This is a genomic window from Pseudonocardia charpentierae (assembly GCF_031845345.1).
GTDB lineage: Bacteria > Actinomycetota > Actinomycetes > Mycobacteriales > Pseudonocardiaceae > Pseudonocardia > Pseudonocardia charpentierae.
The window spans coordinates 171,762-185,431 of the sequence record NZ_JAVREJ010000014.1 but is presented as its reverse complement, the minus strand read 5'-3'; the positions used below and the strand labels follow the sequence as shown (position 1 = coordinate 185,431).

General features: G+C 74.2%; 13 protein-coding genes. 6 read left to right on the top strand and 7 right to left on the bottom strand.

The window, feature by feature from the left end; translation table 11 throughout:
• Positions 1-123: 123 nt before the first annotated feature.
• Genes RM445_RS20040 through RM445_RS20010 form a run of 7 tightly spaced genes read right to left on the bottom strand, consistent with a single transcriptional unit; the run spans position 124 to position 5,601 of the window.
• Entirely contained in the window at positions 124-1,299 is a 1,176-nt protein-coding gene (locus RM445_RS20040; RefSeq protein ID WP_311558271.1) for a winged helix DNA-binding domain-containing protein, read from the bottom strand.
• Positions 1,300-1,330: 31 nt separating this feature from the next.
• Positions 1,331-1,663, bottom strand: a complete 333-nt coding sequence (locus tag RM445_RS20035; RefSeq protein ID WP_311558270.1) for a VanZ family protein — start codon at positions 1,661-1,663, stop codon at positions 1,331-1,333.
• Complete coding sequence (ppk2, locus tag RM445_RS20030) at positions 1,660-2,472, bottom strand: polyphosphate kinase 2 (protein ID WP_311558268.1); 813 nt, start codon at positions 2,470-2,472, stop codon at positions 1,660-1,662. Before ppk2 ends, RM445_RS20035 begins: the two co-directional genes overlap by 4 nt.
• Complete coding sequence (locus tag RM445_RS20025) at positions 2,469-2,762, bottom strand: 4a-hydroxytetrahydrobiopterin dehydratase (protein WP_311558267.1); 294 nt, start codon at positions 2,760-2,762, stop codon at positions 2,469-2,471. The genes ppk2 and RM445_RS20025 overlap by 4 nt, the downstream gene beginning before the upstream one ends.
• Positions 2,763-2,780: 18 nt before the next feature.
• A complete protein-coding gene (locus RM445_RS20020) occupies positions 2,781-3,626 on the bottom strand; it encodes an ABC transporter permease subunit (RefSeq protein WP_311558265.1) in 846 nt (281 codons plus the stop codon).
• On the bottom strand, positions 3,623-4,591 hold the full coding sequence (locus RM445_RS20015) for an ABC transporter ATP-binding protein (RefSeq protein WP_311558263.1): 969 nt from the start codon (positions 4,589-4,591) through the stop codon (positions 3,623-3,625). Before RM445_RS20015 ends, RM445_RS20020 begins: the two co-directional genes overlap by 4 nt.
• Positions 4,588-5,601: a LolA family protein gene (locus RM445_RS20010; protein WP_311558262.1), complete on the bottom strand. Its 1,014-nt coding sequence runs from the start codon at positions 5,599-5,601 to the stop codon at positions 4,588-4,590. Before RM445_RS20010 ends, RM445_RS20015 begins: the two co-directional genes overlap by 4 nt.
• A gap of 78 nt (positions 5,602-5,679) precedes the next feature.
• Here RM445_RS20010 and RM445_RS20005 point away from each other — a divergent pair, with 78 nt between their 5' ends.
• The 6 genes from RM445_RS20005 (at position 5,680) to RM445_RS19980 (ending at position 13,533) form a co-directional block, all read left to right on the top strand.
• Positions 5,680-6,357: a response regulator transcription factor gene (locus RM445_RS20005; RefSeq protein WP_311558260.1), complete on the top strand. Its 678-nt coding sequence runs from the start codon at positions 5,680-5,682 to the stop codon at positions 6,355-6,357.
• On the top strand, positions 6,354-7,685 hold the full coding sequence (locus RM445_RS20000; RefSeq protein ID WP_311558259.1) for a sensor histidine kinase: 1,332 nt from the start codon (positions 6,354-6,356) through the stop codon (positions 7,683-7,685). The genes RM445_RS20005 and RM445_RS20000 overlap by 4 nt, the downstream gene beginning before the upstream one ends.
• Before the next feature lie 202 nt (positions 7,686-7,887).
• On the top strand, positions 7,888-8,784 hold the full coding sequence (locus tag RM445_RS19995; protein WP_311558258.1) for an NUDIX domain-containing protein: 897 nt from the start codon (positions 7,888-7,890) through the stop codon (positions 8,782-8,784).
• Between the two features lie 217 nt (positions 8,785-9,001).
• Positions 9,002-9,643 (top strand): type IV toxin-antitoxin system AbiEi family antitoxin domain-containing protein, encoded by a 642-nt coding sequence (locus tag RM445_RS19990; RefSeq protein WP_311558256.1) that lies wholly within the window; start codon positions 9,002-9,004, stop codon positions 9,641-9,643.
• Positions 9,613-11,574 carry a translational GTPase TypA gene (gene typA / locus RM445_RS19985; RefSeq protein WP_397469371.1) on the top strand — a complete coding sequence of 654 codons (1,962 nt, stop codon included), beginning with the start codon at positions 9,613-9,615 and terminating at the stop codon, positions 11,572-11,574. Before RM445_RS19990 ends, typA begins: the two co-directional genes overlap by 31 nt.
• Positions 11,575-11,724: 150 nt before the next feature.
• Positions 11,725-13,533, top strand: coding sequence for an ABC transporter family substrate-binding protein (locus RM445_RS19980; protein ID WP_311558255.1), 1,809 nt, complete (start codon positions 11,725-11,727; stop codon positions 13,531-13,533).
• Positions 13,534-13,670 lie beyond the last annotated feature (137 nt).

Here is a 13,670-nt window from a genome sequence, read left to right as displayed (position 1 = left end):
CCGTCCGCGCGGCCCTGCGCACCCTCGCCACCCACATCGACACCCGGCTCGCCCAGGCCCGGCTACCGTCGGCGGCTGCCTGACACTCTGACCAAGTGCCAAAGTCCTGGCGACCAAGGATCGCTAGAGCAGTGTGGCCTGCACGGGTGCGGGGAAGCGGACGGAGAACCGGACGTCGCCGAGCAGCTCCTGGAGCCCGGTCGCGGCGCGGTCGATCTCGTCACGGCGCTCGGCCCCGACGTCGGTGAGCAGCCGCACCGCGATGGTCCCGTCGCGGCGCTGCACCCAGCTCCCGACGATCCGTCCGTCGACCCAGACCGTCGGCCCGCCGTTGCCGTTGCGGTCGAACACGGCCGCCGCGACCTCGGGGTCGAGGTACCAGGACCGCTGCTTCCAGCCCATCGTCGTCGGGTCGAGACCCGGCAGCAGTGCCACCCACGGCTCGGCTGCGTCGATGGGCCCGAGGTCGTCGGGGAGCACGAATCCGACGGCGTCGTCGAGCTCGACCTCCGCGGCGCCGACGTCGCCGAGGGCGCGGGTCGTCGTCGTGGCCGTCCAGCCCGCCCACCACTGCAGATCGGCCCGCGTCCCCGGGCCGAACGAGCGCAGCCAGAGCCGCGCGAGCCCGGCCGCCGCGTCGCGCTTGTCGAGCCCGACGTCGATTCCTCCGGGAACCCACCCTTCCGCGGCGGCCCACCGGTACTGGCCGTTGATCCACGTGCCGGTCGGCCGGGCGCGGACGACGTCGCCCGCGAAGCCGAGTACGAGCAGCAGGCGGGTGTGTGCGGCCATCGGCGTGGCCTGCCGACCGGTACCGATCATCAGGGGAAGCGCCAGCTCCGGCAGTCGTTTGCCCAGGTCGCGGGCGGTCGTCGGGGCGTCGGCCAGGGCGTCGAGCACGGTGGTGCGACCGGCCGCGATCCACTCGTCGGGATCGGCGACACCGGCTCCGGACAGGGCGGTGGCGAGCATGCGGTACTGGACGCGGTGCAGGTCGACGGTCGCCGCGGCGTGGGCCAGCCGGACGGTCTCGTGGCCGCCCACCCACAGCGTGCGGCGCATCGCGTGGTGGCGGATCAGCGTGCGGTCGTCGTAGAGGGCCTTCTCGACGGCGGCGAGCGTCGGGTTCGCCATCCGCGCGAGGACGGACAGGTAGACCGTGACCGGATCCGAGGAGTGCAGCGCGACGAGGTCGTCCGCGATGGCCGTGACGTCGTCGGTGCGCCGGGAGGGCACGAGCCGGTGGCGGGCCGCGAGCCGGGCGCGGCGCTCGGGGGCGTCGATGCGGCGGGTGGTCACCGCGCGAGTGTGCCCGACCGCGCCCGCGCCGCTACCGCCGAACCCGTCGGTCGATCAGCAGCCCCACCGCGATGCCGACCACGTCCACCACTGCGTCGAGCGGATCCGCCGTGCGTTCGATCGGCAGCAAGCCCTGCAGCACCTCCGACGCCCCGGCGTACACCACCAGCCCCGCCACCAGCCCGACCGGCGACAGCCCGGCTCTCCGTCCCGTCAGCGTCAGCGCTGCGAACAGCGTCAGGTGGACGAGCTTGTCGATCCCCGGCCACACCGTCGGCGTGGCGGAGGCCGGGTTGAACAACACGAACAGGCTGGCGACGACCACGGCCGCGAACGGCCCGGCCGTGCGCAGGCGAGTGCTCACTCCAGCGTCGACGCGTGGTCCGGCACCTCGCGGAACTGCTCGCGCGGCGGCCGCTCGTAACCCTTCGACGGCGGGCGGGCGGGGAGCTCCAGCTCCGCCTTCTCCACCGGCTTCCAGGGCACGCTCGACAACAGGTGCGCGATCATGTTGATCCGGGCGCGCCGCTTGTCCTCCGACTCCACCACCATCCAGGGGGACGTGGCGGTGTCGGTGTGGGCGAACATCTCGTCCTTCGCGCGGGAGTAGTCCTCCCAGCGCGTGATCGACTGCATGTCCATCGGAGAGAGCTTCCACCGCTTCATCGGATTGTTCATCCGGTCGCGGAACCGTTTCTCCTGCTCGTGGTCGCTGACCGAGAACCAGTACTTGCGCAGCAGGATCCCGTCTTCGATCAGCATCTCCTCGAACACCGGGCACTGCCGCAGGAACCGCTCGTACTCGACCGGTGTGGCGAAACCCATCACGCGCTCGACGCCGCCGCGGTTGTACCAGCTGCGGTCGAGCAGCACGATCTCCCCGGCCGCGGGCAGGTGCTCGACGTAGCGCTGGAAGTACCACTGCGTGCGCTGGCGCTCCGTGGGCGCGGGCAGGGCGACGATCCGGCAGATGCGGGGGTTGAGATACTCGCCGATGCGCTGGATCGCGCCGCCCTTGCCGGCGGCGTCGCGGCCCTCGAACACCACCACGAGCCGGGTGCCGCTGCTGCGCACCCACTCCTGCATCTCGACGAGCTCGCCCTGCAGGCGCAGCAGCTCGCTCTCGTAGACCTTCTTCTTCAGTCTCTGCACCTTGTCCGGGGCCTTCGTCATGCTTGTGCCTCCACCTGCTCGGAGATCGCCGCCGCGAGATCGACATCGCGCTGGGTGATGCCACCCTCGGAATGCGTGGAGCAGCGGAAGGTCAGTGTGCGCCAACGGATGTCGATGTCCGGGTGGTGGTCGCGGCCCTCCGCGATCTCGCCCACCCGGGCCACCACGCCGATGGCGACCGGGAACGTCGGCAGCTCGGCCGTGCGCACGAGTGCGTCGCCCTCGCGACGCCAGCCGGGGAGGTCCTTGAGGGCGGCGTCGATCGCGGAGTCGTCGAGGAGAGCGGGCATGGACTCATCCTGCACTGGTCATGCGTCGCGGCGCAGCATCCTCGCGACCGTGGCGGCGGCACCGACGACGACGTAGCAGAGCGCACGCCCCGTCGCGTCGAGCATCCCGGCGAGCGGCAGCGGGTCGCGCAGCGCGTCGACCCCGGCCGACCATCCGGACGTGAGCAGGTACGGCTGGAGCCAGTCGAGCGCCGGGATCGCGCCGAGCACGCCGAAGACGATCAGTCCGCCGAGCACCGCGGCCAGCACGACCAGCGGGTGCTCGGTCCACGCCGACACCGCCAGTGCGACCGCGCCGACGGCCGCGAGCTGTCCGACCGTCCACACCGCGACGATCGCGACCCGGCCGAGCGCCTCGCCGAACCCCAGGGTGGTGCCCGACAGCGTCACCAGCTGCCCGCCGGCCCCGCCGACCACGATCAACCCGGCCAGCACCCCGACGACGGCCAGCGCGAGCACCGCGGCGACGGCCACCACCAGCACTCCGAAGGCCTTCATCCCCACCAGCCGCAACCGGCCGACGGGAGCGAGCAGCAGCCCGCGCAGGGTCCCCGAGGCGGCCTCGCCGGCGATCGCGTCGGCCGCGGCCATCGCCACGGCCAGCGGCAGGAGCAGTGCCAGCGCCACCGTCATGGCGACGACGGGCAGGACGAGCCCGTTGCCTGCGACCGCACCGATGAGCCCGCGGCCGGGCCCGGCGCGCCGGTCGGTGACGGCGACCCCGATCGCGATCAGCACCGGGATCAGGGCGAACAGGCCGAGCATCACCAGCGTGCGCGGCCGGCGCAGCACCCAGCGGACCTCGGCGGCGAGCAGCCGGCCGAGAGGTGCAGCGGTGGGCGCGAGGGTGCGCGACTCGCTCACGGTGTCCCCTCCGTCAGCCGGGCGAACAGCTCCTCGAGCCGCGGCCGCCTGCGCCGTGCCTCCTGCACGGCCACCCCGGCCCGCACCAGCAGCACGATCACCTCCGGGGCGTCGCCCGCGGGGACGACGACGGCGGGCTCGTCGGCGTCGTCGCGGTAGGCGCCGATGTCGGCGGCGCGCAGCGTCGCCACGGCCAGGTCGGCGTCCGGTGTCGTGACAACGAGACCGGTGGCGTCGGCGTCGAGCAGCCCGCGCAGCTCACCCTCGGCGATCAGCGAGCCCGACTGCAGCACGGCGACGTGCGTGCAGGTCGCCTCGACCTCGGTGAGCAGGTGCGACGACACGACGACCGTCGCGCCGCCCGCGTGCAGTTCCGCGATGATGCCGCGGACGTCGCGGGTGCCGGCCGGGTCCAGGCCGTTCGTCGGCTCGTCGAGGACGACCAGCCGGCGCGGCAGCAGCAACGCGGACGCCAGGCCGAGGCGCTGTTTCATGCCGAGCGAGTAGCCGCGGAACCGGCGGTCGGCAGCGGGCCCGAGCCCGACGCGCTCCAGCGCGGTGTCGACGGCTGTCGGGATCGCCCTCGTCGCGAGCAGCGGCTCGGTGGCCGCGACCCGCCGCAGGTTCTCCCGCCCCGACAGGAAGGGATGGAATCCCGGGCCCTCGACGAGTGCACCGACGTACGGGAGCACCGCCGCCGCCGACTCGGGCATCGGACGCCCGAGTAGCTCGACGTCGCCTGAAGTGGGCCGGGTGAGGCCGAGCAGCATCCGGATGAGGGTGGTCTTGCCCGAGCCGTTGGGCCCGAGCATGCCGAGCACGGCGCCGTCGGGGATGTCGAGATCGATGCCGGCCTGCCCGTCGGCGTCGCCGACGGCGACCGTCGAGCCGAACTCCTTCCGCAGCCCGGCGACCCGGGCGGCGACGGCTGCCGTGCCCAGGTCGCGGGAGACGGCGAGGGTCACTTCGACAGCGCGTCGGTCAGCACCTGCTCGGGCACCGCGCCTGCGGCGATCCGCCCGTCACCGGTGATGATCGCCGATCCGACGGCGGTGGTGACCAGCCGGCCGCTGCCCCAGGTGCCGCTGACCGGCGTGCCGATCGACGACAGGTCGGGCCTGTCGGGCGATGCCGTCTGCGGGGTGGCGTCGGCCGGCCTGCGCATGATCTTGACGGTATCCCAGCCGTCGCCGACCGTCGTGCTCTCCGGACGGTTCTGCTGGGTGTCGCGAGCAGGGGCGTCGGTCACGGTGGCGCCGGGCGGCGGGGTGAAGGCGAACAACTTCGCGTCCTGCGGCCCGAACGCGAGCTCGGTGAAACCGACCTGCAGGGCCGGCTCGGTGGAGCCGGTGGCGAGCACGGTCAGCCGCAGGGGCATCCGCTTCTCGGAGTCGACGGCCACGCGCACCTCGCGCAGCAGCGTGCGCTCGGTGGGGGCGGGCGTGAGCACCAGTTCGTAGGCGCTGCGGCCGGCCACCGTGGCGGTGCCGTCGACCGCGATCGTGCTGGTGGTGCGCAGCTCGCCGATCGCCTTCGCCGCGGCGGCCGTGGGGTCGGTCGCGGCACTCTGATCCCGGCGGTCGCCCGCGGGCCGCTTGACGACCGTGCGGTCGTCGGAGTTCCAGGCCCAGTCGGTCGTGCCGTCGGAGACCAAGGTGCGCTCACCCGAGTCGGTCGGCAGGGCCACCCGGCCGAGGTTGTTGCCGCCCGACCAGATGCGGGCCGTGCTCGTGCCGTTCGCGGCCTGCGGTGCGTCCGGCAGCGCGGGCAACCCGAGGTTGTTGTCGAGCTCGACCGTCCCGTTGAACGGGCCCGGGTCGGCTGCGGCCAGCACCGAGCTGACCAGGTCCTCGGGTGTGACCGGCGGCAGCTGGGGCTGTGCGTACGCGCTGCCCGCGACCACGAGCAGTCCCAGGCCGACCACGCCTGCCGTGCCGACGGCCGCTGCGATGCGACCTCTCCTACGTCCTGCCATGGGCACAGCGTGACGCATCCGCGCTGAGAGAGTTCTGAGCCCGGCACCGGACGGCTCCGCAGCGGTAGGTTTGCCTGGATGGCACGGGTGCTGGTGGTGGACGACGAACCCGGGGTGCGCACCGCCGTGGCCCGCGGGCTCACGGCCGAGGGCATGCAGGTCGTCGCCGTGGGCGACGGCCCCTCCGCGCTGCGCGCCGCCCTGACCGGGAGTTTCGACGCCGTGGTGCTCGACATCATCCTGCCCGGCCTGTCGGGCTACCGGGTGCTCGAGCGGCTGCGGGCCGCGGGCGTCGACACGCCGGTGCTGCTGCTCTCGGCCAAGGACGGCGAGGTGGACCAGGCCGACGGGCTCGATCTCGGCGCCGACGGTTACCTGGTCAAGCCGTTCTCGTTCGTCGTGCTGGTCGCGCAGCTGCGGGCGATGCTGCGCCGCCGCGACGGGGTGCGGGCCGGGCGGCGGATCGCGCTCGGGGCGCTGACCGTCGACCCGGTGGCGCGGTCGGTGACGTGGAGCGGGCGCTCGGTAGAGCTGTCGCCCCGGGAGTTCTCGCTGCTGCACGCACTGGTCAGTCACCCCGACACCGCCGTGACGAAGGACGAGCTGCTGCGGCTCGTGTGGGGCGACGAGCAGGCGGCGAGCCGCAACGTCGTCGAGGTCTACGTGGGGTACCTGCGACGCAAGCTCGATGCCGTAGGCGGGGGCGACGTGGTGCGGACCGTCCGCGGGCACGGCTACCTGGTGTCGTCGGGGTGAGAGCCCTGCGGGCGGCTCGGGAATGGTGGGCCCGGCGCACGCTGCGGGTGCGGATCACGCTCACGGTCGGGACGGTGGCGCTCGTCGCGCTGCTCGCGCTGAGCAGGTTCGCGACCGTGCTCGCGTTCGGTGTGCTGGTGGACGCCACGGACCAGGAACTGCGCACGCAGTCGTTGCAGGCCGTCGCGCGGCTCGACGACGGGGCGACCGCGGTGCCGGGGGTCCGGGTGGTCGACATGGCGGGGCAGGCCGTCGACGAGGGCCCGCCGCTGCCGCTCGACGGTCGGCAGGTTGCCCAGCTCGCCGCGGGCGAGGGCGTGACCACGCAGCGGTTCTCCGCGCCGCGGCGCTGGATCGCGGAGCTCGCGATCGCTCCCGACGGCACGCCGCGGCTGGCGGTGGCGTCGGCGGACCTCGTGGGCGGGACGGCGCTGACGCGCCGGGCGGCGGGGCTCGCAGTGTTCGGGGCGGTGCTCGCGGCCCTCGTCGTGGCCGGGGCGGCGTGGGTGGCGACGCGGGCGGCGCTGCGTCCCGTCGACCGCCTGCGGACGGCGGCCGCGGCGTTGCCGCCCGGCGACCGGCTTCCGATGCCCGCGGCCACGGACGAGGTGCGTGCCCTGGCCCAGGAGCTGAACGCGTTGCTGGCGCGGCGCGACGAGGCGGTGGCCCGCTTGGAGCGGTTCACCGGCGACGCGGCGCACGAGCTGCGCTCCCCGGTGGCGGCCATCCGCGCGCAGGCCGAGGTGGCCGTCGCGCACCCGGACCCGGCGCTGGCGGACGAGACGCTGCGGGCGGTGGCGGTGGAGGCCGAGCGGCTGACCGACATGCTGGCCGACCTGATGGCACTGGCCCGGGCGGACGCCGGACAGCGGCCGTCACCCCGGCCGGTGGACGTCGTGGCGGCGGCACGCGCGGCGATCGGGCGGCAGAACCGGCACGGGGCGGTGGTGAAGCTCGTCGCGCCCGCTCCGGCCGCGGCGGCGGCCAGCCCCGGCGAGGTCGCGCTGGTGCTGGACAACCTGCTCGGGAACGCGTTGCGGCACGCCCGGGGCCTGGTGCAGGTGGGGGTGCTGCCGGCGGGGCGCACGGTGCGGCTCGTGGTGGAGGACGACGGTCCCGGCATCCCGGCGGCGGACCGCGACCGCGTGTTCGACCGGTTCACACGGCTGGAACCGGACGTCGAGAGCCGGGCGGGCGGCGGCGCCGGGTTGGGCCTGGCCCTGGTTGCGGCCCTGGTGGCGGGCCGGGGCGGCACGGTGGCGGCGGGGGAGGCGCCGGGCGGGGGTGCCCGCATGGAGGTCCGTTGGCCCGCCGCAGCCCGCCCCTGACCCGGGAGTCGGCACGTTCGTCCCCGCGAGTCGGCACGTTGGACCCCGCGAGTCGGCACGTTCGTCCCCGCGAGTCGGCACGTTCGTCCCTGCGAATGTCAGATTTGGGGCCGCGCGAGTCCGTACGTCTCGGCACGCGAACCACCGAAGGCGTACGCCGCCCTGCCGGGTGCGGCGCCGGCACCTCGTGGACGATCGACGAGTGAGCGACGCGTCCGGTGGTCTCCCCGGAGAGCCTTCGGCGGAGGATCGGTTCGGCTCGGTCCTGCGGCTCGACGTCCTGATCGACGCGCCACCGCGCACCGTCGCCGGCGTCCTTCGCGACGCGACTGCGGCGGCCGAGGCGCTCAGCCGTGCCGGGCATCGGCTCACCTCGCCGGTCCGGCTGCTGGCTCCCGACGACGAGGTGCGTGTCGCCGTGCGGGCGGTGCCCGGGCTGCGAATCCCGCTCCGCACGCGGATCACCGGCATCGACGCGAACGGGATGACGTCCGTGCTCGCCGGCGGCCCGATGCGCGCCGTCGAACACGTCACCACCCTGACGCCGAGCCCGGTCGGAACCTGGCTGCGCGACGAGCTCCGGTGGACCGCCCCTCTCGGGCGCGTCGGCATGCTGGCCGACCGCGTAGTCGTCCGCCGCATGATGCGGCGGGTCCTCGCCGCCCGGGCCGAGGTCATCACGACAAGGTCCGAGGCGCTCGCGGCGGCTCCGGCCGTCGTCGCCACCGCCCTGGTCCGCGACGGGCGGCTGCTGATCGCGCAGCGCACGCGACCCCCGGCGCTGGCCGGACGGTGGGAACTGCCGGGCGGCCGAGTGGAGCGGGGGGAGGACGAGTCCGCAGCCGTCGTGCGCGAGTGCCGGGAGGAGTTGGGGACCGAGGTCGTCCCGGACGGGCGGGTCGGTACGGATCTGCGGATCGACGTCGGCGTGCTGCGCGTCCATCGCGCCCGCCCGGCCACCGCAGCGCCCGAGCCCCGGGCGCTGGAGCACGCAGCCCTGCGGTGGGTCGGCGCGGCAGAGGTGCCCGAGGTGAACTGGGTGGACGCCGACCGCGCGGTGGTCACGGACCTGGTGCGGCTCCTCACCGACGAGGGGTGACGCAGGCGTTCGTACGACCTCGGTGGTTTGCGCGACCCCGGACCTCACATTCGCGGGGACGAACGTGCCGACTCGCGCGGGCAAACGTGCCGACTCGCGGGGTCCAACGTGCCGACTCGCGGGTGGGGTGGGGCCGTTCGTGGCATGGCGGGGCTTCGGGGGAACCGGGGCGGGGTGGCGGCCGTCCGGTATCGGCATGACGACATCCAGGAACGGCATGACGACAACCACGGACGGCATGACGTCCAGGAACACCATGCAGGCGATCGAGGCCGTGGTGGGGAGGCAGGCCGGGGTCGTGGCCCGGGCCCAGGCGCTGCGGGCCGGGTTGGCCGCGCACGACATCGACCGGCTCGTCGCCCGGCGGCGGTGGGTGCCGGTGCATCCGCGCGTCTACCGCTGCGCGGGCCACCCGGTCACCGACGAGGCCCGCGTCCGGGCGACCGTGCTCTGGGCGGGCGACGGGGCGGTGCTCGGCGGGCTGGCCGCGGCGTGGTGGCACGGCCTGCTGCCCGCGCCGCCGGCCACGGTGACGCTGACCGTCCCGCGCCGCTGCCCGGACCCGCGGCCCGGAGTCGTCGTGCGCCGGCAGGTGCTCCGTGCGACCGACCTCGTCACCCTGCGCGGCGTCGCCGTTCCCGTCCGACCCCTGGCGCTCCTGGATGCGGCCGTCGAGGCCGGAGCGGGCGGTGCCGCGCTGCTCCGCGCCGTGGGTTCCCGGGTCGACCTCGCCGAGCTGCGGGCCGTCGCCGAGCGGGCGAGCGGTGCGGCCACCGCCTCCCGCCTGCTCACAGACGTGAGCTGCACCCCACCGCCGTACCTGGTGGAATGTTGCGCGTCTCGGAATCGCTACAGTTAGCTGTGAGCATTGCACCCACCCTCGAGGCCACCCCGGCCGACCCGTTCCGTGCCCGGGGGCGTGGTGAGCTGCGCAACGTCGCCATCGTCGCCCACGTCGACCACGGCAAGACCACTCTCGTCGACGCCATGCTGCGCGCCTCGGGCGCCTTCGGCGAGCGCGCCGAGCCGGTCGACCGGATCATGGATTCCGGTGACCTGGAGCGGGAGAAGGGGATCACGATCCTCGCGAAGCACACCGCGATCGACTGGCACGGCACCACCATCAACGTCGTCGACACTCCCGGTCACGCCGACTTCGGCGGCGAGGTCGAGCGTGGCCTGTCGATGGTCGACGGCGTCGTCCTGCTCGTCGACGCCTCCGAGGGCCCGCTCCCTCAGACGCGCTTCGTGCTGCGCAAGACCCTGGCCGCCGGCCTGCCCGTCGTCCTGGTCGTGAACAAGACCGACCGCGCGGACGCCCGAATCGGCGAGGTCGTCGACGAGAGCCTGGAGCTCCTCCTCGAGCTGGCCGACGAGCTCGACCTGGACGAGGACCACACCGCCCAGCTGCTCGACCTCCCGGTCGTCTACGCCTCCGGCCGCTCCGGTCGCGCGTCGCGCGAGCGCCCGGCGGACGGCACGCAGCCCGACTCGCCGGACCTGCAGCCCCTGTTCGACGTCCTTCTCGGCACCGTGCCCCCGCCGGCCGACGACCCGGACTCCCCGCTGCAGGCCCACGTCACCAACCTCGACGCCACGTCGTTCCTCGGCCGCATCGCGCTGTGCCGCGTCCGCGCCGGCACGATCCGTCGCGGCCAGCAGGTCGCCTGGTGTCGTGCCGACGGCACGATCTCCCGCGTGAAGGTCACCGAGCTGCTGCGCACCGAGGCGCTCACCCGCACCTCCGCGGAGTCGGCGTCGGCGGGCGACCTCGTCGCCGTCGCCGGGATCGCGGACGTCACCATCGGCGACACCCTTGCCGACCCGGACAACCCCGTCGCGCTGCCCCGTATCAACGTCGACGAGCCGGCGATCTCGATGACCATCGGCATCAACACCTCGCCGCTGGTCGGCCGCGACCCGCACCCCGGCGCCAAGCTCACCGCCCGCCAGGTCCGGGCTCGCCTCGACTCCGAGCTGGTCGGCAACGTCAGCATCCGCGTGCTGCCCACCGAGCGCCCCGACACCTGGGAGGTGCAGGGCCGCGGCGAGCTGGCGCTGGCCGTTCTCGTCGAGACGATGCGCCGCGAGGGTTTCGAGTTGACCGTCGGCAAGCCCGAGGTCGTCACCAAGGTGATCGACGGCAAGCTGCACGAGCCGTTCGAGCACCTGTCGGTCGACGTGCCCACCGAGTCGCTCGGCGCCGTCACCCAGCTCCTGGCCGCGCGCAAGGGCGAGCTCAGCCAGATGGTGCACGGCGAGAGCCGCGTCCGGATGGAGTTCCGGGTGCCCAGCCGCGGGCTCATCGGCTTCCGCACCGAGTTCCTCACGATCACGCGCGGCGCCGGTATCGCGAGCCACGTCTTCGACGGCTACGGCCCGTGGGTCGGCGAGATCAACAGCCGCCTGCGCGGCTCGCTGATCGCGGACCGCGCCGGGCCCGTCACCGGGTACGCCGTCGACGCGCTGAGCGACCGTGGCGAGCTGTTCGTGGGCCCCGGCACCCTGGTCTACGGGGGCATGGTCATCGGCGAGTACACGCGCAACGAAGACCTCGAGGTCAACATCGTGCGTGAGAAGAAGCTCACGAACATGCGCAAGTCGACGGGCGACGAGCTGATCAAGCTGACCCCGCCGACGATCCTGTCGCTGGAGCAGAGCCTGGAGTTCTGTGCCAACGACGAGTGCGTCGAGGTGACGCCGGAGAACGTCCGGATCCGCAAGGTCGAGCTCGACTCGCACCTGCGGGCGCGTGCCCGGTCGCGGGCCCGCACGGCCGCCTCGAACTAGCACGCCACCTGTCGTCGGAACCTCCATGGGTTGACACCCGTTCCCGGGGCGTGTGGTTGGGTACGCCCCCGGAACGGGAGGTCGGAACGGGTGACGGTCGGGGGGCCCTGCGAACGGGTCCGAGGGGTTGAACGCGGCGCGGGCCGTCCGATGGCGCCGCTCGCCGCGTTGCTCGCCGTCCTGCTTCCGCTCCTGCTGCTCGTCGCCTGCACCGCCCCAGCCGCGCCGCCGCCCGCCCCGCCTCCGCCGACGCCCGCGCCGCAGCCGAGCCAAATCGTCGTCGCCGTCGACGACCTCGGCGCCGGTTTCAACCCGCACCTGCTCGCCCACCAGTCGCCGGTGACGACGGCGCTGGCCGGCCTCGTGTTGCCCTCGGTGTTCCGGCCGGACGTGAACGGCAACCCGCAGCTCGACAAGTCCATCGCGACCAGCGCCGAGGTCACCGCGCAGGACCCGTTCACGGTCACCTACGAGCTCAACCTCGAGGCGTCGTGGACGAGCAACGCCCCGATCGCCGCCGAGGACTTCGTCTACCTGTGGGAGCGGATGCGCGACGAGCCGGGCGTCGCGGACGCCGCCGGCTACCGGCTGATCACGGACGTCCGCTCCCGTGCCGCGGGCAAGGCCGTCGACGTCGTGTTCGCCCAGCCCTACCCCGCCTGGAAGACACTGTTCTCCGACCTGCTCCCCGCGCACCTGCTCAAGGACGCCCCCGGTTCGTGGACCGGTGCGCTGGCCAACGGCGTCCCCGCGTCCGGCGGTCCCTTCCGGGTCGTCTCCGTCGACCGCGCCCGCGGCGAGGTCGTGCTCACGCGCAACGACCAGTACTGGGACACCCCGGCGGTGCTCGACCAGCTCGTGCTGCGCCGCCTGGGTGGTACGGCGCTGGCGGACGGTCTCGGGGTCGGCGACGTCGACATCGCGCTGCCCACGCCGGACGACAGCGTCCGGACCGCCTTGGGGGGCCTGCAACCTCCGCCGCGGATCCAGACGGCGCCCGAGCCGGTCGTGACCGAGCTCGGGCTGCGCACCGACGGCGGCCCGCTCGCCGACACCCGTGTCCGGCAGGCCCTCAAGGGCCTCGTCGACCGCGACGCCGTGCGCACCGCAGCGGCTCCGGACGCTCTCGCGGCCGACTCGTTCGCCACCGCCCCGTCGCTGCCGGGCTACGCGAGCACCGAGCCCACGAACCGCCCGGACGCGACCGCGCTGCTCACCTCGGCCGGATGGACCCGCGACGACGAGGGCCGCTGGCGGGACGGGGGCGAGCCGGTCCAACTGATTATCGGTGCCGCCGCGGAGCGGCCGACCGACCTCGCGGTGGCCAAGAACGTGGCCGCCCAGCTCGATGCGGCCGGCATCGAGACCACCGTCGTCGCGCCCACCGCGGTTGAGCTGTTCGGCCAGACGGTCGTCCCGCCCACCCCGCCGAGCACCACCACGGCCGCGCCCCCGACCTCGGGTGCCCCGACGACCGCGACGCCGACAGCGACCCCGAGCAGCGAGACCTCTGCGGCGTCGGCATCCACCACGCCGACCGCGACCACCGCGGCGTCACCCACGCCGGCACCCCCGGCGGGCGTGAGCGTCGACCTCGTCGTCCGGCCGCGGGTCGTGGGCGGCGACCCCGCCACCGAGCTCGCCTCCGAGTACGGCTGCGACGACCCGGCCAACCCGAATGGCCCCCCGGGACGCCCGGCGGTGCCCACCACCTGCTCGTCCGCGCTGCAGCCGCTGCTCGACGAGCTGATCGCCGATCCGGACGGCAGCAACCCGGGCGACACGCGCGAGGCCGTCGAGAAGCTCCTGTGGTCGCAGGTTCCGGCGCTGCCGCTGTTCCAGCCGGTGTCGTTGCTGGTGAGCACCGCGAGTGCGGACTCCGGCACCGGGGTCGGGCCCGGACCGCTGACCACCGGGCCGCTCACCGGCGCCCAACGCTGGACGGCACCCGCCCGCTGACGCGCTCGTGACCACCTCGAGGAGTCACGACCGGTCCCGCGCAGCGGCCATTCGGGTCACGCATAGGCTGCACCGCGTGACGCACCTCGGTGACCGACCCGGCCACGACGCGTCCGCCCCGCGCTCCGCGCGGGGCA

Coding starts and splice junctions, on each gene's coding strand:
- ppk2 (WP_311558268.1), bottom strand. CDS start 2,472: ATGACGAAGGCCCCGGACAAGGTGCAGAGACTGAAGAAGAAGGTCTAC.
- RM445_RS20025 (WP_311558267.1), bottom strand. CDS start 2,762: ATGCCCGCTCTCCTCGACGACTCCGCGATCGACGCCGCCCTCAAGGAC.
- RM445_RS20010 (WP_311558262.1), bottom strand. CDS start 5,601: ATGGCAGGACGTAGGAGAGGTCGCATCGCAGCGGCCGTCGGCACGGCA.
- RM445_RS20005 (WP_311558260.1), top strand. CDS start 5,680: ATGGCACGGGTGCTGGTGGTGGACGACGAACCCGGGGTGCGCACCGCC.
- RM445_RS19990 (WP_311558256.1), top strand. CDS start 9,002: ATGACGACAACCACGGACGGCATGACGTCCAGGAACACCATGCAGGCG.
- typA (WP_397469371.1), top strand. CDS start 9,613: ATGTTGCGCGTCTCGGAATCGCTACAGTTAGCTGTGAGCATTGCACCC.
- RM445_RS19980 (WP_311558255.1), top strand. CDS start 11,725: ATGGCGCCGCTCGCCGCGTTGCTCGCCGTCCTGCTTCCGCTCCTGCTG.